The sequence below is a fragment of the Aeromonas sp. s4 genome, from assembly GCF_040907855.1.
Lineage (GTDB): Bacteria > Pseudomonadota > Gammaproteobacteria > Enterobacterales > Aeromonadaceae > Aeromonas > Aeromonas caviae.
Map to the genome: position 1 here is coordinate 39,777 of NZ_JBFOCP010000023.1, position 15,435 is coordinate 55,211.

The window sequence follows — 15,435 nt, forward strand, 5'->3', positions numbered from 1 at the left end:
CTCGGATTCTGTCTGCCAGCCAGCGCGGTGAGCCCATGTGCCTTATTTCACCGCTTTTTCACTACTTCCAGCACCGGCATCGGGTACTTGCCTTCGCGAATGGCTTTGTTCGGCCCATACAGCCGCATGATGATGTAGGCATCCTTCTCCGGAATGGGCAGCCAGTTCGGGTTGCTGGCATCCCCCTTGGCACTGAGCTCTATGGTGTACATACCATCCGGGCCCGGCTTGAGGGTGCGATCCCCACGGCTGTGGCGGTTGATGGTGTTATGGGCCATCAGCTTGTTATCCGTGCCGTAGACGGTGAAGGACCAGAACTGGCTGACCTCGGGCGCCTTGAAATGCATGCGGTATTGCTTGCCGTTGGCGCCGTTGATGCTCTGGCCATCGGATCCCTTGAGTGCCTGTAGATAGACGGACTCTTCCGGCGGTAGTCCCCATTGTCCGATCAGGGTGCCTTCGGCGAACAGATCGCGCTTCTGGTTTTGAAGCTCAGCCCGGGTGCCGAGCAGCCCTTCCGAGCTGGTCATCTTGGGCAGGAGCGCGTTGAGATAGGCCAAGCCCTGTTTCTCGCCTTGCTTGGCCGCGGCCATTTGCGCCGCGCTCAGCTTGGTGTTGCAGGGCGCGAGGCCCGTCTCCTTGTACTGCGCCAGCCAGTGCTTGTCGGCGGTGCCCATGTCCCCCTGACACAGCACGAAGTTGACCCGCTGCAACCAGTTGGTGCTCGCCGGATCCGGCCACTGGTGCTCGGTGGCTTTGGGCCCAGGCTGGCCGAGATAGGCCGACAGGGTGCGCACGTTCCAGTCATCCATGTAGCCAAGGGCGACCTTCTCGTCGTCCTTGCTGGTGGCCATGATGCGGCCCATCACTTTGAGGATGTCGGAGTCGACGCGGATCACCTCGGTGACGCTGGCCGGCGTCTCGCCTTTCCAGCTACGGGAGGCAAACATGAAGTGACCCCCCTTGGTGCCGTGGGTGCGGGAGCCGATCATCGAGGTGGTGTAATGGCCCATGTCCATGGTGTGCAGGATCCAGTAACGGCCCTTGTCCATGTCCGGCACGCTGATGATCACCGGCTCCACACTGAGATCCAACCAGCCCTGCAGGTGCAGGGTATCGTTGTTGATGGTCGGGTGATCGGTGTAGGTATCGTCCGCCAGGTGGCGAATGTTCTGGAAGCGGTTTCGCGGGGGGGCTGTCTTGACCGCCGTTTCATAGAAGAACTTGTAGGCTTCCTCCATGGAATAGCCGTAGATATAGGCATCTTGTGCCATTTTATCAGTGATTTGTGCCATGGCAGGCATGGCTGCGATACATAACACTGCCGCAAGGGATAGCTTTCTCATAAGTGCTCCACTCCTGTTCATGGTTTATGCGCGCTCGAAATCCGCCAGCTTGAAGGTCTTGTGGTTCAACTCGTCAGTCGGGCCATAGAAACGCATGGCCGGCAGCGGGCGTTTGCCACTGGTCGGGATCCAGTTGTTTTCCTTGCCTGGCGGGGCGGTCGGGCCCACGTAGAGGGTGATGCTGCCGTCCGGATTCTTGGCCATCTTGTCGAGATCGTAGGAGGAGAGGGTGGTGCGCCCGCTCTCGCTGTAGATAAAGGACATGGTGTCGCGGTTGTAGACCGTCAGTGCCCAGAACTGCTTGACCGGCATCTTGGCCGGGATGGTGAGCTTGTAGAGCTGACCGGCTTCCAGCAGTTTGCCGTTGTTGTCCGCGAGGCACATCAGGTACTGGGTGGCCGGGGTATCGCTCAGCGCCTTGGGCATATAGGTACACCAGAAGTACTCGGCGGCGCGATTGATGAGGTCGATGCGATCCTCATAAGTGAAGGTGAAGGTCTTGTTGTCATCGGCCTGCAACAGGGAGGCGTAGTGCCTGTCAGGCCAGTAGCGTTTCTCCTTCGGGAAATTGTCATACCAATGCTGCATGTAGAACCAGGCATCGATGGCCGCCTGGCGCATCGCCTTGCGGGTTTTCTCATCCGGGTTGAATGAGGTGCCGCGACCTATGCCAAGGGAGGTGAGCATCCCCATCATCACCTTGTCCTGCTCGCGCACGGGTTCGACGCTGGCCACTGCATGCAGATCCGCGAAGTGACGCTCGTCGTAGTAGGGCAGGGTCGGGTAGCGCTTGTTGCCCGGATCGACGAAGCGCTGGGTCGGCGGATTGCTCGCCTCGGAGAGAGAGTACATGCGCAGGCGCTTGGAGTAGTGATAGGCATCGTTCGTCGACTTGCCGGGCGCTGGCACAGAGCGAAAGGCAAACGCCACGCGATAATTCGGGGAAGGAACATGCAGATAGCCGGCCGGGATCGGCTCGCTGTAGCCGGGGGGCGTCAGCAAAAACTTGCCGCCCTTGCCTTGGTCGAGCCCCGCCGGGCCCACATCCGCTATGGTGAATTGCCAGGCATCGACAATCTGCCCATACAGGCTGCCATCCGGGTCCGCAGCGGGCACTTCCAGCACGGTGGGGCCGTGTTGCAAGTCGGTGAAGGCCGTGATGTAGGGGTGGTGCTGTTGGCCGTGATGGCCTCGAGATGCGGGGTGGCGGGTTTGGAATAGGCGATGATGTCGTTGTCTTTAAGGCCCAGATTGTCAAAGGCGGCGCGCCTGAAGCTGTAGATGGCGACCGCCGGCATGTTCCACAAGACAGCCTCGAAGGCCCGCTGGTACTTGATCTGGTACTCAAAATCTTCGACCGAGCTGACGGAGCCCGCTGGCGGCAGGCCCTGCTGGGGTATTTCCTGGTTTCCCGGGGCTGGGGGCATTGGCCATCTCCCCTTGCGGGTTGGTCGATGGCAGCACTCAAAGGGGAGGGATGGGACTCCCCTTTAGCATCGATAAAAAAGCCCGGTAGTGATACCGGGCTTGGTGGTCGAGCAGTGCTTTAGCCTCAGGCGAGGTCGAAGCGATCCAGATTCATCACCTTGGTCCAGGCCGCCACGAAGTCCTTCACGAACTTCTCCTTGGCATCCGCACTGGCGTAGACCTCCGCCAGGGCGCGCAGCTGGGAGTTGGAACCGAACACCAGATCGACCCGGGTTCCGGTCCACTTCACCTTGCCGCTCTGGCGATCACGGCCTTCATAGACTCCCTGGCTGCCCGCCTCCGGCTTCCACTCCGTGCCCATGTCGAGCAGGTTGACGAAGAAGTCGTTGGAGAGGGTACCCGGGGCGGCGGTAAAGACCCCGTGGCAGTTGCCCGCGTTAGTGCCGAGCACCCGCATGCCGCCCACCAGTACCGTCATCTCGGGGGCACTCAGGGTGAGCAGTTGCGCCTTGTCGATCAGCATGGTCTCCGCGAAGCCCGCACACTCGCCCGCGTAGTTGCGAAATCCATCTGCGAGGGGCTCGAGCACGGCAAAGGAGTCGACGTCCGTCTGCGCCTGGGAGGCGTCCATGCGACCTGGAGTGAAGGGCACGGTCACGGCGACACCGGCTCTCTTCGCGGCCTGCTCGACCCCCACGCCGCCCGCCAGCACGATGAGATCGGCGAGGGAGACCCGCTTGCCGCCGGTGGCGGAAGCGTTGAAGGTCTGCTGTATCCCGTCGAGGGCCTGAAGCACTTTCGCAAGCTGGGCAGGCTGGTTCACGGCCCACTCCTTTTGCGGAGCCAGGCGGATGCGGGCACCGTTGGCGCCACCGCGTTTGTCAGAGCCACGGAAGGTGGACGCGGAGGCCCAGGCGGTCGACACCAGCTCGGCCACGGACAGGGAGGCCGCCAGGATCTTCTCCTTGAGCAGGGCCACGTCCTTGTCATCGATCAGGGGATGATTGACGGCGGGGATGGGGTCTTGCCAGATCAGCTCCTCTTTGGGTACCTCCGGCCCCAGGTAGCGGGCGATGGGGCCCATGTCACGGTGGGTCAGCTTGAACCAGGCGCGGGCGAAGGCATCGGCGAAGGCCTGCGGATCCTCGTAGAAGTGGCGGGAGATCTTGCCAAACTCGGGGTCAAAGCGCAGGGTCAGGTCGGTGGTGAGCATGGTCGGCTTGTGGAACTTGCCCGGGATGTGCGCATCGGGAATGATCTCCGGGGCATCCTTGGCCACCCACTGCTTGGCGCCAGCAGGCGACTTGGTCAGCTCCCACTCGTAGTTGAACAGGTTTTCAAAGAAGTTGTTGCTCCACAGGGCCGGTGTCTTGGTCCAGGTCACTTCGAGCCCGCTCGAGACGGTGTCCTTGCCATGGCCGCTGCCGAAGTCGCTCATCCAGCCGAGGCCCTGTGCCTCCAGAGGCGCGGCTTCCGGCTCTGGCCCCTTGTGGGATTCGGGCGCGGCGCCGTGGGCCTTGCCGAAGGTGTGGCCGCCCGCGATAAGGGCGACCGTCTCTTCATCGTTCATGGCCATGCGACCGAAGGTGGAACGGATGTCCTTGGCAGCCTCCATGTAGTCACCGCTGGCGTTGGGCCCTTCCGGGTTGACGTAGATGAGGCCCATGTGGGTGGCCCCGAAGGGGGCCGTAAGCTCGCGATCGCCCTTGACCCGATCGGGATCGACCCCGAGCCAGGCAATTTCATCCCCCCAGTTGACGTCCTGATCCGGCTCCCACACGTCGGGCCGCCCACCGCCAAAGCCGAAGGTGCGAAAACCCATGGTCTCCAGGGCGACGTTGCCGGCGAGGATCAGCAGATCGGCCCAGGAGATCTTGTTGCCGTATTTCTGCTTGATGGGCCAGAGCAGGCGACGGGACTTGTCGATGTTGACGTTGTCAGGCCAGCTGTTGAGGGGGGCGAAGCGCTGTTGGCCACGGCCGCCGCCACCGCGACCGTCGGTGGTGCGATAGGTGCCCGCAGCATGCCAGGTCATGCGGATGAACTGGGGGCCGTAGTGACCGAAGTCCGCCGGCCACCACTCCTGGGAATCCGTCATCAGCTTGACCAGATCTCTCTTGAGTGCCTTGTAATCCAGGCTGGCGAAGGCCTTGGCGTAGTCAAAGTCCTTGTCCATGGGATCGGAGCTGGGGGAATGCTGGTGCAGCAGATCCAGCCGCAACTGATTCGGCCACCAATCACGATTGGTTCTGCCGACGCCGGCGGTGTGGTTGAAGGGGCATTTGCTTTCTTCACTCATCTCAGTCTCTCCTTGGCAGTCATGTGCAATGCAGACAACTCAGTATGGGAACTTTTCCTGCAACCGGCGGGGCATGTGACAGGTTGGGCCTTGGACCGGCATCGGGGGGTTATCAATAACTCCTTATATTTCAGATAATTGATTAAGGATGGGATGACCGTATTACGAAAAGATGAATCGGTGCCATCGAATTTGGCTGCTCCTGGACAAGGGATAAGAGAAGGAAGGAGCGCCCTGGCAGCCGTGTTATCAATCTTTTTATCCATAACACTAGGGATCAGACCTGGACTTGCGCTGGGTCATGGCATGAGTAGGGCTTGTCTTGAGCGGGGCAGAAAACCCCATTTTTGTGACGGCGGTCCGGATTGCGTCCTGAGCAGGGCGCCGAGCGCCAGAGGATGGGGTGGGGGCGTTGCGCCAAAAAGCGGACGGCGCAGAAACAAAAAGACCGGCCAGTGGCCGGTCCAAACAGACAGCGTGCTGCTGTCTCATCAGGCTGATCCCAGCCTGGAGGGGAATAATGGGGTGGCTGATGGGGCTCGAACCCACGACAACCGGAATCACAATCCGGGACTCTACCAACTGAGCTACAGCCACCACTGAAATCTGCCTTCGATACAGCAATCAAACTCATCCGTATCGATGGCGCGCCCTGCAGGATTCGAACCTGCGACCCACGGCTTAGAAGGCCGTTGCTCTATCCGACTGAGCTAAGGGCGCGTTGTATCAAGAAATCCGGGGATTTCCCGATGAACCTGGTCGGTGATAAAGGATTCGAACCTTTGACCCTCTGGTCCCAAACCAGATGCGCTACCGGGCTGCGCTAATCACCGAAAATTCGCCATCCAGCATACCTTCGGCGGCACCACTGGGCAACGGGCGGGCATCATACCCAAGCGCCAAAGTCAGCGTCAATGACTTTTTCCGCCAGTAAATTCAAGTGCCTACTTATTGCCCTCCCTGCGAGAGCCGCTAACACCCGCGCCAAAAAAATGCGACAATGCGCCGCAGTTGAACACATGGTGAGTGAAGAACGATGTCTGCCAAAATCATTGATGGAAAACAGGTTGCGCAAACGATTCGCAATCAGGTCGCCGCGCAAGTCCAACAGCGGTTGGCGCAGGGGAAACGGGCACCGGGTCTGGCGGTGATCCTGGTGGGGCAGGATCCGGCCTCCCAAGTCTATGTGGGCAGCAAACGTCGCGCTTGTGAAGAGGTGGGATTTGTCTCCCGCTCCTATGACCTCAGCGCCACGGCGACACAAGCGGAGCTGCTGTCCCTGATCGACCAGCTCAACGAGGATCCGGAAGTGGACGGCATCCTGGTGCAGTTGCCCTTGCCGGCTCACTGCGATGCCACCCAGGTGCTGGAGCGCATTCGTCCCGACAAGGACGTTGATGGCTTCCATCCCTACAACGTGGGTCGTCTGGCCCAGCGCATCCCGGCGCTGCGACCCTGCACCCCCAAGGGGATCATGACCCTGATCGAGACCACAGGCGTCAAGACCCATGGTCTGCATGCGGTGGTGGTCGGGGCTTCCAACATCGTGGGGCGTCCCATGACGCTGGAGCTGCTGCTGGCCGGTTGCACCACCACCACCTGTCACCGCTTCACCCAGGATCTGGAAACCCAGGTGCGCCGGGCCGACTTGCTGGTGGTGGCGGTGGGCAAGCCCAACTTCATTCCGGGGGAGTGGGTCAAACCCGGTGCCCTGGTGATCGACGTGGGCATCAACCGCCTTGCGGACGGCTCCCTGGTGGGAGATGTGGAGTATGAGACCGCGCGCAATCACGCCGCCTTCATCACGCCGGTACCGGGGGGCGTGGGCCCCATGACGGTCGCCAGCCTGATGGAGAACACCCTGAGCGCCTGCCAGGATTACCACGACGCCTGATGAGGGCGCCGGGCAGAAAAGAGAAAGGGAAGGCATTGCCTTCCCTTTTTTTATTGCGTCACTCCCCCGGATCGCTACTGGATATCAGAGGAGGGCCAGGGCAGCGGCCAGATCGGCAATCAGATCGTCGGCGTCTTCCACCCCGATGCTGAAGCGGATGAGATCGTCATTGACTCCGGCGGCGAGGCGGCTCGCCTCGTCCATGGCGGCGTGGGTGGTGCTGGCCGGATGGCAGGCCAGGCTCTCGAGATCGCCGAGGCTCACCGCCTGCACGAAGAGTTGCAGGTTGTCGAGCAGGGTGGCGCAGCGCTCAAACCCGCCTTCCAGCTCGATGCTCACCATGCCGCCAAAGCCGCTGGCGAAGGCGCCGAGGGCATCGTGGCCCGGATGGCTGGCAAGGCCCGGGTAGATCACCTTCTTCACCGCCGGGTGGGCATCCAGGAACTCGGCCACCTTCTGGGCGTTGTGCAGGTGGGCATCCATGCGCAGGGGAAGGGTCTTGACCCCCCGTTGCAGCAGGTAGGCCTCCTGCGGGCCGATGGGAGAGCCGATGTGCTTGAGGGCCACGGTGCGAATCGACTTCATCAGCTCATGACGACCCGCCACCACCCCGGCGATGATGTCGCCGTGACCGCCCAGATACTTGGTGCCGCTGTGCATGACGATGTCGATGCCAAGCTCGAGCGGGCGCAGCAGGTAGGGGGTGAGGAAGGTGTTGTCACATACCGTGATGGCGCCCACCTTGCGGGCCGCCTCCACCACCACCCGCGGATCCACCACCTTGAGGGTGGGATTGGTCAGGGTTTCGAACAGTACCACCTTGGTGGCGGGGCGGATGTTGGCCAGCAGCGCCTGATCGCTCTCGTAGGCGGTGATCTTGATGCCGGCGCGGCTGAAGGTCTGCTTGAGGAAGGCATCGGTGCCGCCGTAGAGGGGGCCGATATAGGCCACTTCATCACCGCTGTCTGCCAGGGCATACATGATGGCACTCACCGCCGCCATGCCGCTGGCCACCACCAGTGCCTCATCTGCACCTTCGAGGGCTGCCAGCTTCTGCTCCAGTTCGGCAGTGGTGGGGTTGCCAAAGCGGCTGTAGATGAAGCCGGGCGCCTGACCGGCGAAGCGCTCCTTGCCCGCCTGGGCGTTGAAGTAGCTGAAGGTGCTGCTCTGGTAGAGCGGGGTGGTGAGGGCGCCGGTCTGGGGATCGATCCGCTGGCCGCTGTGCACGCTCATGGTCTTGAATTTCATTTTTGTACTCCGTCATTGCCAGGTTGTTGCCCGACTGCTTGTGTTATCCGGGGCGCCGTCGCGCCCCTTTTCTAATGTGGTGTGGCGGCGTTGTCAGGCTAGCGCTGGCTCGCGCTGCGGCTCGCCTGCATAGTGGCGGGCCGCCACATCCGGGTGGGAGCGCAGCCTCCCCTTGAGCACGTTTTCCCCCACCTGATAAAAGAGCGGGTTGGCGGGATCGCTCTGGGGCCCTTCGGCCAGTGCCGCCAGCTCGGGGGAGAGGCTAAGCAGTGGCACAGTCGCATCCAGCCTTGCCGCCATGAAGAAGGCGCAGGAGAGGCGCGATACCCCGGGAGGCGGGCTCACCACCCGGTGCAGGGTGGCCTTGAGGTAGCCGTCGGACGCGAGCTCCAGCAGCTCGCCGATGTTGACCACCAGGGCGCCCGGCAGGGGGGGCGCGGGGATCCAGCCATCTGCCGTCTCCACCTCGAGCCCGGAGTGATCGTCCTGCATCACCAGAGTCAGGTAGCCGGGATCCTTGTGGGCACCCACCCCCTGACCACTGCTGCCTTCCGGTTGTCCGGGGTAGTGAATGAGCTTCATGTGCTGGTAGGGGGCACCGCGAATGCTCTCATCAAATACTCCGGCGGGCTGCCCCAGCACCTCTGCGAAGGCATCCAGCAGGGTGAGGGTGATGTCGCTCAGTCGATCCTGCCATGCCAGCAGCCGTGTTTTCATCTCGGGCAGGGCGGCGGGCCACTGATTGGGGCCGATGAGGCGCTGCCAGGGTTCACGAATGTGCGCCACAGGCAGGGCCTGGGCCTCGTTCATGATATCGAACTGCTCCCGCAGATCCGGCCGTGCCCGGGTGAGCTCTGCCCCCACCTGGTTGTAGCCGCGAAAGTGGGGGGAGTGGACCATCTGCACCGCCAGTTTTTCTTCAAGTGGCAGGGCGAAGAAGCGGGCGGCGAGCGCCAGGGTCTCCTGGCGCGCCGATTCGCTCAGATCATGGCCCACCAGATAGAAAAAGCCCACTTCGCGGGCGGCCTGGCCAAGCTGCGCCAGCATCTGGCTGCGTGCAGCCGGGGTGCCCTTGAGGGCGGCGAGATCGATGATCGGCAATGATGGGGTGGTCATGGGCATCTCCTCACTTTCCGTGAACGGGGTCTGCATGCCCCGGCGTGCGGGGTGTTGCGAAACCGGGGCGCACTCTTCTTGAGTGGCGCCGTTTGGGTTGAGGGTGATGCTACTGTTCGAGGTTATAAGGTGGAAGCAACAAAATATTCTTAGTTATATACAAAATTCGAAATGGAATTCGGACTTGAGCGAATGGAACGAGCAACGGGCGGCTCCGGCGGCGATCTGCCGTACCGGGTGAGAGCGACATTGGCGTGACGGGATAGACGCGGGAGAGAAAAGGCGGAGGGAGGCATCCGCCTCCCTCCGTGTGACTGTCATGGGAAGGGTTGCTGGCGCGCCTTTCCTCAATAACCCAGGGTGAAACGCTGGCGCAGGTGAGCCGGTGCTTGCACCTCGTTCAGCACCCCGTCCGCCAGATCGCCGACCGTGATCCCGGCGGGCTGCTCGCCGCTGAACAACACCTGATCCGTGCCAAGGCGGTAACCGCCGCGCTTCTCGCCGGGTTCGAGGAACACGGGTGGGGAGACGAAACGCCAGTCGAGGGTGGTTTCCCGGCGAAGGGCGGTGAGACCATCCCGGGCCGCGAGGGCCCCTTGCTTCCACTCTGCCGGGAACTCCGGGGTGTCCACCAGCTGCACGCCCGGGGCGATTTCCAGACTGCCGGCACCGCCGACCACCAGCAGCCAGCTGTTGGCCGCGACGGCGGCGGCCACGATGGCGCTGGCCCCCTTGAGGTACTGATCGTAGATGTCCGGGGCACTCCAGCCCGGGTTGTAGGCACTGATCACCCGATCGTGCCCCTTGAGCACCCTGGCCAGTGCCTGGCTGTCCTGTGCGTCCACCGCCACGGCGGTGACTTGCGGGTGAGCGGCGACCTTGCTCACGTCACGCACGATGGCGGTGACCTGATGACCGCGGCTGACGGCCTCCTGAAGGATGGCTGAACCGACAAAACCGCTGGCACCGATGAGGGCAATCTTCATGGGAATTCTCCTTCACTGTGGGAATGGGGCTATCCTACGCCCCCGAGTGTGATTTAATAATCCACTTAAAATTGCATTCACTTATAAGCAGGGCTTCATAATGGATCAGCTCAGACGCTACGCCATCTTCGCCGCCGTGGTGGAGGCGGGCAGCATGACCGGCGCCGCCAAGGCCCTCGGCATGACCCCGTCCGCCGTCAGCCAGCATATCAGTCAACTGGAGAGCCAGCTCGGTCTGCCCCTGCTGCACCGCTCCACCCGCCGCCTCAGCCTGACCGAAGCGGGGGAAGTGGTGTGGCAGGGCTGCCAGTCGTTGCAGCAGACCCTGAACGACACCGAGCTGCGCCTCTCGGAGGTGCGCGACAGCCTGCTCGGAGAAGTGCGGATCACCGCGCCGGTGGGGATGGCGGGCCAGCCCCTGGCGCGGGCGCTCTCGCCGCTGCTGCAGGCGCACCCGGGCCTGTGCATCCAGATCATTGCCGACGACGAGAAGCGGGATCTCATCAAGGATCGCATCGACGTGGCGCTGCGGGTCGGCACGCTTGAAGATTCCACCCTGGTGGCGCGCAGGCTGGGTCAGACCCGGATGCTGCTGTGTGCCTCGCCCGCCTATCTGGCACGCAAGGGCACGCCGCGCAGCCCGGCGGATCTGCTGGCCCACGACTGGCTGGCCTCGGACATGCTGGGGGGCGGGATACTGCTGCTGGACGAAAAAGGGGAGGCCCACAAGGTCAAGCCCAAGCCCAGGGTGCTGTGCAACAACGTCTTGCCCCTGCGCCAGTTCACCCTGGCAGGGCAGGGGATTTCGCTGCAACCGGAAGGTGAAATAGAAGAAGATATCGCCACCGGTCGATTGCTCGTGCTGCTGCCGGGCTTTTTGGCCCCTCCCATGGAGATCCATGCCATCACCCCCCAGCGGGAGATCCCGGAGAAGGTGCGGCGGGTGATCAGCGCCCTTCGCAGCCACTTTGCCGAGCATGGCCAGAGCCGTCTACCCTGAGCGGGGCGGGATGAATAGCCAGGCGGTGCGCCAGCCTTGCGGTCGGCGCGACACCCCTGTTTAATGTGGCCCTCCCGGGCCAGAGCGCCCTCTGCTGGCGTGGTCTCAAGCGCATCATGACACCGACTTCTCCCCACCCACTCCGTGAGCCGGCACCCGAGGCGCGCGCCCACCTCACCCGCATCGAGCGAGTGCTCGACTACATCCATGCCAATCTGGATCAGCCGCTCTCCCTGGAGGCGCTGGCCCGGCAGAGCTGCTGGTCCCGCTGGCAGTTGCAACGGGTATTCCTGCATGAGACGGGCCAGACGGTGGCTCACTATGTGCGCGAGCTGAAGCTGAGCATGGCGGCGGAGGCGCTACTCTCCACCCGGCTGCGGGTGCTGGATGTGGCGCTGGATCACGGGTTTGGCTCGGAAGTGAGTTTCAGCCGCGCCTTCAAGCAGCAATTTGGCTGCTCGCCGCTGGCGTATCGCAAGCGGGGCCTGCGGCTGGGGCTGCGCACGCCCCTGGTGCGGGCGGCGGTCCCCCGCTCTGCCTCTCCCAACCTGGTGCAGGTGCGCATAGAGAGCCTGCCGGCGTTCACCTTGCAGGGAGTCAGTGGCACGATCCGGGGGTTGTTCGATGCCTCACCGGATTTTCAGCAGACGGTGCCCGCCATCTGGCGAGCGCTGCGCGAGACGGGGGCGCTGGACCTGTCGAGGGAATGGCTGGGGGTGGTGGATGTGTCGGGGGCAGGGGAGCGGCTGCCTTACTGGGCCGGAGTGGCCACGACGGCGCCTACGCCCCCCGGCCTGTCGAGTCTCAACGTGCCGGCTCAGGAGTATGCCGTGCTCACCCACAAAGGACCCATTGCCCAGCTGGGGGAGAGCCTGCACTGGTTCATCCTGCACTGGCTGCCGGAGTCGGCATACCGGGGGCTGGACGGTTTCGAGCTGGAGCGCTATGCCCCCGGCTTTGATGGCCAGCAGCCCGACGCCACCATGGAGTACTGGCTGCCCGTTGCCCCCCGTTAGGGAAGGAGGCTCACCCCGGCATGGCGCCGCGATGGCTCCGGGCGTGTGGCGCTGGTCAGGAGATCAGTGAACTGGGCCGGTGGCAGCGGCTTGGCGAAGTAGAAGCCCTGCAGGTAGTCGATGCCATAGTGGCGTGCCATTTCGACCTGTTCCTGGGTCTCCACCCCCTCGGCGACCAGAGCCAGCCCCATGCGATGGGCGAGATCCAGGATGTTTTCGACGATATGGCGGGAGGGGCCTTCCTCTTTCATTCCCTTGATAAAGCTGCGATCGATTTTGATGATGTCCACATGGAACATCTGCAGATAGCAGAGGCTGGAGTGGCCGGTGCCAAAGTCATCGATGGCGATGAGCACGCCCAGCTCGTCCAGGGCATCGAAGATCGCGCGGGTCTGCTCGTCCGCATCCACCATCTCCCGCTCCGTCACCTCGAGCACCAGGCGCAGATCCTGGCCCGGGAAGGCGTGAAGAAAGTCGCGGCACTCGGCGATGATGTCCTGGTTTTTGAAGTGCTGGGCGCAGACATTGACGGCGACGTGAAAGCCGGGGGGTAGCCTGTCGGCTACCTCGAGCAGATAATCCCGGGTCTGGGCCATCAACTGGCGGGTCATGGGTACTATGTAGCCGCACTCCTCCGCGAGGGGAATGAAGTGGTTGGGGGCAATCATCCCTTGTGTGGGATGACGCCAGCGCATCAGCACTTCACAACCGCGCAGGCGCCCCTGCCTGTCCATCACGGGTTGCAGATAAGGGATGAACTCCCGGGCCGCCATGGCTCTGGCAAGCTCGCTGCGGGGGGAGCCGCTGCGCCCCCTCAGATAGAAGGTGAGCAGCCCCAGCAACAGCGCCAGCACAGGGGCGGCAAGCAGGTTCTCCTGGTTGTACGCCCAGGCAAACGCCAGCACTTCCTTGTAACCGTTGAGCGCCACCAGGCGATAGGGATGAGCGGTGGGCTCGCTCTGTTGCAGACGCTGTCCCCCTTCCAGCAGGCGGGCTGCGGGCAGGGTCCTGCCGTGGCCATCGAGGGCCTGGTCCCCGAGGAGGAAGAAGAGGTTGTCCTCTCCCATCACGGCTTGCAAGGCGCCGAAGATGTGGAAGCCGTCCAGCTCCACCAGCAGGGTGCGATCGCCGGATGGCTGACGGTAGAGGATGGCTGTCTGCCCGGTGATGGGGCTGTGTCTGGCGAGGATCAGTGTCTGGTTGCCCGCCGGGCCACGGGGAATATCCCGGGTGAGGATGGGCCTGTGCAGGGTGGTACAGCGCAGTTGCTGCCCCTCCAGCACATAGAGTGCCCGCGCATAGGGGGAGGCGGTGATGAGGTCGCGCAGGGCCAGTTGCTCATCCTGGCAGCGGCCCATGGCGAGGGGGCGGGCGGCCTCGACCAGGGACTGACTGTCGTTGATGGCACTCTCTATCATGGCCAGGGCATGGTTCAGGCTGCGCGCGTTGTCCTTGCGAAGGCCGCTGGCCGCCTGCAGGAGGTTGAGGGCGGTGAGGCCGACCAGCAAGAGGAGCCCGAGCACGATGGCCAGACGCAGACGCTGTGCCAGGGGATCAGTCGGCATGGTGCACCCGATTCTTGCCAGCATCCTTGGCCTGATAGAGCGCCTGATCGACCCGCGCCAGCAGTTGCTCGGCGGACTCCTGTCGCCACAGTCCCAACCCGGCAGAGAAGGTCACCACCAGTTCCGGTTCGCGCCATGACCGCTGTGCCACCTGGGTGCGCCACTGCTCGAGCAGCGTCAGTGCTCTGGTGCTGTCATCCCCGGGAATGATGATGGCCAGCTCCTCGCCGCCGTAGCGGTAGAGGGTGGCCTCCTTGCCTGCAATCTGCCGCCCTTCCCGGGCCACCGCCCGCAGGACGTCGTCACCGACCGGGTGACCGTGGGTGTCATTGATGGATTTGAAGTTGTCCAGATCGATCAACCCCAGACAGAAAGGGCGGCCGGCGATCAGCTGGTCGTCGAGTGCCTTGTCAAAGCAGCGGCGATTGAACAGGCCCGTCAGGGCATCCGTGTTGGACGCCTCCATGGCTTCCAGTATCTGGCGATGGCCGTTCTGGATCTCCTGGCGTAACTGATCCCCCGGTTTGCCCGCGTGGATGCGTCCGGTGCGCATCAGGGCGATGCTCTCGAAGATCATCTTGCTGAGCACATGACGCAAGGACCACCAGCAGAGCAGGCAGATCAGCATGCAGCCCACCAGGGTGATCTGGAGCTGGTGGGACTCGCTGCTGCTCACCTCCTTGAACCTGGCATCGCTGACGGCATAGATGACGAACCAGTCCGGGTTGGAGAAGGAGTGGTAGTAGAGGTGGGTCTGGCGCTTTGCATCGAAGAGGTGGTCGGCGCCGTTGGTCATCTGCTCGATGAGACGGCGGTCCACACGATGGCGAAACAGGTTCCCCACATCCGAATGCAGCAGGATGTCGCCCGCCCTATCGACCAGGTAGAACTCCCCCTTGAGAGGGCTCATGAGCTGGCGCAGGGGATAGCTCATCTGCTCGAGATCCACGTTCATGGCCAGGGTGCCGAGGAAGAATCCCTCCCTGTCGAGCAGGGGGCGGGAAACGGAGACGCTGCGGCTCTTGTCGTCGAATTGGCTGGTGTAGTGGTCGGTGTAGTGCACGAAGGGTGTTCGCACGGCGGCCGCGAGAAACCAGGGGCGCTCCTTGGCATCAAAGTGCTCCCCGACGGGCAGATGGGGGACGGAGTTGAACCGCCCCTGTGGATCGGCGAGCAGGATGCTCTTCACATAGGGGGTGAGCGCCAACGTTTGCATCAGGGAGATGCCAAGGGGCGTGTGATCCTCATTGAGGAAGGCATCCAGGCCTGATTCATCGATGACACTGCCCGTTTCGTTGAGGACATGCTCCAGTGATTTGAACTGTGGCTCGATGGACTGGGTCGCCATGTTGTGCACGAACATGGCCGCCACCTTGTGGTACTTGCGCTCGGCAGAGGTCCGGATGCTGACACTGACGGCCATCAGGGCGATAAGCAGGGTCAGGACGATGACTCCGAAGGTGACGTTGAGCTGGGTATCGCAGTGCAGGTTTTGGTAGGCGGTCTCATGCATAGGCGTGTGCTGATGGCTTCAGAT

General features: G+C 62.9%; 11 protein-coding genes and 3 tRNA genes. 3 read left to right on the forward strand and 11 right to left on the reverse strand.

The features are described 5' to 3' along the window. Positions 1-47: 47 nt before the first annotated feature. The 6 genes from AB5Y89_RS06240 to AB5Y89_RS06265 all read right to left on the reverse strand — a co-directional run bounded on the left by AB5Y89_RS06240 (position 48) and on the right by AB5Y89_RS06265 (position 5,906). Positions 48-1,274: a DUF1254 domain-containing protein gene (locus tag AB5Y89_RS06240; protein WP_368223130.1), complete on the reverse strand. Its 1,227-nt coding sequence runs from the start codon at positions 1,272-1,274 to the stop codon at positions 48-50. A 96-nt stretch (positions 1,275-1,370) separates the two neighbouring features. Continuing rightward, complete coding sequence (locus AB5Y89_RS06245) at positions 1,371-2,489, reverse strand: DUF1214 domain-containing protein (protein ID WP_202607996.1); 1,119 nt, start codon at positions 2,487-2,489, stop codon at positions 1,371-1,373. Between the two features lie 409 nt (positions 2,490-2,898). Next, positions 2,899-5,073: a catalase/peroxidase HPI gene (katG, locus tag AB5Y89_RS06250; RefSeq protein ID WP_368223133.1), complete on the reverse strand. Its 2,175-nt coding sequence runs from the start codon at positions 5,071-5,073 to the stop codon at positions 2,899-2,901. A 521-nt stretch (positions 5,074-5,594) separates the two neighbouring features. Next, a tRNA-His gene (locus AB5Y89_RS06255) sits at positions 5,595-5,670 on the reverse strand. Positions 5,671-5,716: 46 nt separating this feature from the next. Then, positions 5,717-5,793: transfer RNA gene (locus AB5Y89_RS06260), tRNA-Arg, on the reverse strand. Positions 5,794-5,829: 36 nt separating this feature from the next. Then, positions 5,830-5,906, reverse strand: a tRNA-Pro gene (locus AB5Y89_RS06265). Between the two features lie 203 nt (positions 5,907-6,109). Here AB5Y89_RS06265 and folD point away from each other — a divergent pair. Next, a complete protein-coding gene (gene folD / locus AB5Y89_RS06270; RefSeq protein WP_368223134.1) occupies positions 6,110-6,967 on the forward strand; it encodes a bifunctional methylenetetrahydrofolate dehydrogenase/methenyltetrahydrofolate cyclohydrolase FolD in 858 nt (285 codons plus the stop codon). A gap of 84 nt (positions 6,968-7,051) precedes the next feature. Here the strand turns inward: folD and AB5Y89_RS06275 are convergent, their stop codons facing one another. The 3 genes from AB5Y89_RS06275 to AB5Y89_RS06285 all read right to left on the reverse strand — a co-directional run bounded on the left by AB5Y89_RS06275 (position 7,052) and on the right by AB5Y89_RS06285 (position 10,317). Next, complete coding sequence (locus tag AB5Y89_RS06275; protein ID WP_042863960.1) at positions 7,052-8,215, reverse strand: PLP-dependent aspartate aminotransferase family protein; 1,164 nt, start codon at positions 8,213-8,215, stop codon at positions 7,052-7,054. Positions 8,216-8,308: 93 nt separating this feature from the next. Then, positions 8,309-9,331 (reverse strand): isopenicillin N synthase family oxygenase, encoded by a 1,023-nt coding sequence (locus tag AB5Y89_RS06280; protein WP_045524490.1) that lies wholly within the window; start codon positions 9,329-9,331, stop codon positions 8,309-8,311. 347 nt (positions 9,332-9,678) lie between these two features. Continuing rightward, the gene (locus AB5Y89_RS06285; protein ID WP_322130832.1) at positions 9,679-10,317 is read right to left on the reverse strand and encodes an NAD(P)-dependent oxidoreductase; all 639 of its coding nucleotides are present in this window, start codon (positions 10,315-10,317) and stop codon (positions 9,679-9,681) included. A gap of 100 nt (positions 10,318-10,417) precedes the next feature. Between AB5Y89_RS06285 and AB5Y89_RS06290 the strand changes: the two genes are divergently transcribed. Further along, positions 10,418-11,317 (forward strand): LysR family transcriptional regulator, encoded by a 900-nt coding sequence (locus AB5Y89_RS06290; protein ID WP_368223137.1) that lies wholly within the window; start codon positions 10,418-10,420, stop codon positions 11,315-11,317. Positions 11,318-11,433: 116 nt separating this feature from the next. Further along, on the forward strand, positions 11,434-12,333 hold the full coding sequence (locus AB5Y89_RS06295; RefSeq protein ID WP_128343616.1) for an AraC family transcriptional regulator: 900 nt from the start codon (positions 11,434-11,436) through the stop codon (positions 12,331-12,333). Here AB5Y89_RS06295 and AB5Y89_RS06300 read toward each other — a convergent pair. Both AB5Y89_RS06300 and AB5Y89_RS06305 read right to left on the reverse strand, forming a co-directional pair. Continuing rightward, entirely contained in the window at positions 12,330-13,898 is a 1,569-nt protein-coding gene (locus AB5Y89_RS06300; RefSeq protein WP_368223138.1) for an EAL domain-containing protein, read from the reverse strand. The genes AB5Y89_RS06295 and AB5Y89_RS06300 overlap by 4 nt on opposite strands. Further along, entirely contained in the window at positions 13,888-15,411 is a 1,524-nt protein-coding gene (locus AB5Y89_RS06305) for a diguanylate cyclase (protein WP_368223140.1), read from the reverse strand. The genes AB5Y89_RS06300 and AB5Y89_RS06305 overlap by 11 nt, the downstream gene beginning before the upstream one ends. Between the last annotated feature and the right edge of the window lie 24 nt (positions 15,412-15,435).

Excerpts from the sequence above, each read along its gene's own strand:
- AB5Y89_RS06240 (WP_368223130.1), bottom strand. The coding sequence starts at position 1,274 with ATGGCACAAGATGCCTATATCTACGGCTATTCCATGGAGGAAGCCTAC.
- katG (WP_368223133.1), bottom strand. The coding sequence starts at position 5,073 with ATGAGTGAAGAAAGCAAATGCCCCTTCAACCACACCGCCGGCGTCGGC.
- folD (WP_368223134.1), top strand. The coding sequence starts at position 6,110 with ATGTCTGCCAAAATCATTGATGGAAAACAGGTTGCGCAAACGATTCGC.
- AB5Y89_RS06275 (WP_042863960.1), bottom strand. The coding sequence starts at position 8,215 with ATGAAATTCAAGACCATGAGCGTGCACAGCGGCCAGCGGATCGATCCC.
- AB5Y89_RS06280 (WP_045524490.1), bottom strand. The coding sequence starts at position 9,331 with ATGACCACCCCATCATTGCCGATCATCGATCTCGCCGCCCTCAAGGGC.
- AB5Y89_RS06285 (WP_322130832.1), bottom strand. The coding sequence starts at position 10,317 with ATGAAGATTGCCCTCATCGGTGCCAGCGGTTTTGTCGGTTCAGCCATC.
- AB5Y89_RS06290 (WP_368223137.1), top strand. The coding sequence starts at position 10,418 with ATGGATCAGCTCAGACGCTACGCCATCTTCGCCGCCGTGGTGGAGGCG.
- AB5Y89_RS06295 (WP_128343616.1), top strand. The coding sequence starts at position 11,434 with ATGACACCGACTTCTCCCCACCCACTCCGTGAGCCGGCACCCGAGGCG.
- AB5Y89_RS06300 (WP_368223138.1), bottom strand. The coding sequence starts at position 13,898 with ATGCCGACTGATCCCCTGGCACAGCGTCTGCGTCTGGCCATCGTGCTC.
- AB5Y89_RS06305 (WP_368223140.1), bottom strand. The coding sequence starts at position 15,411 with ATGCATGAGACCGCCTACCAAAACCTGCACTGCGATACCCAGCTCAAC.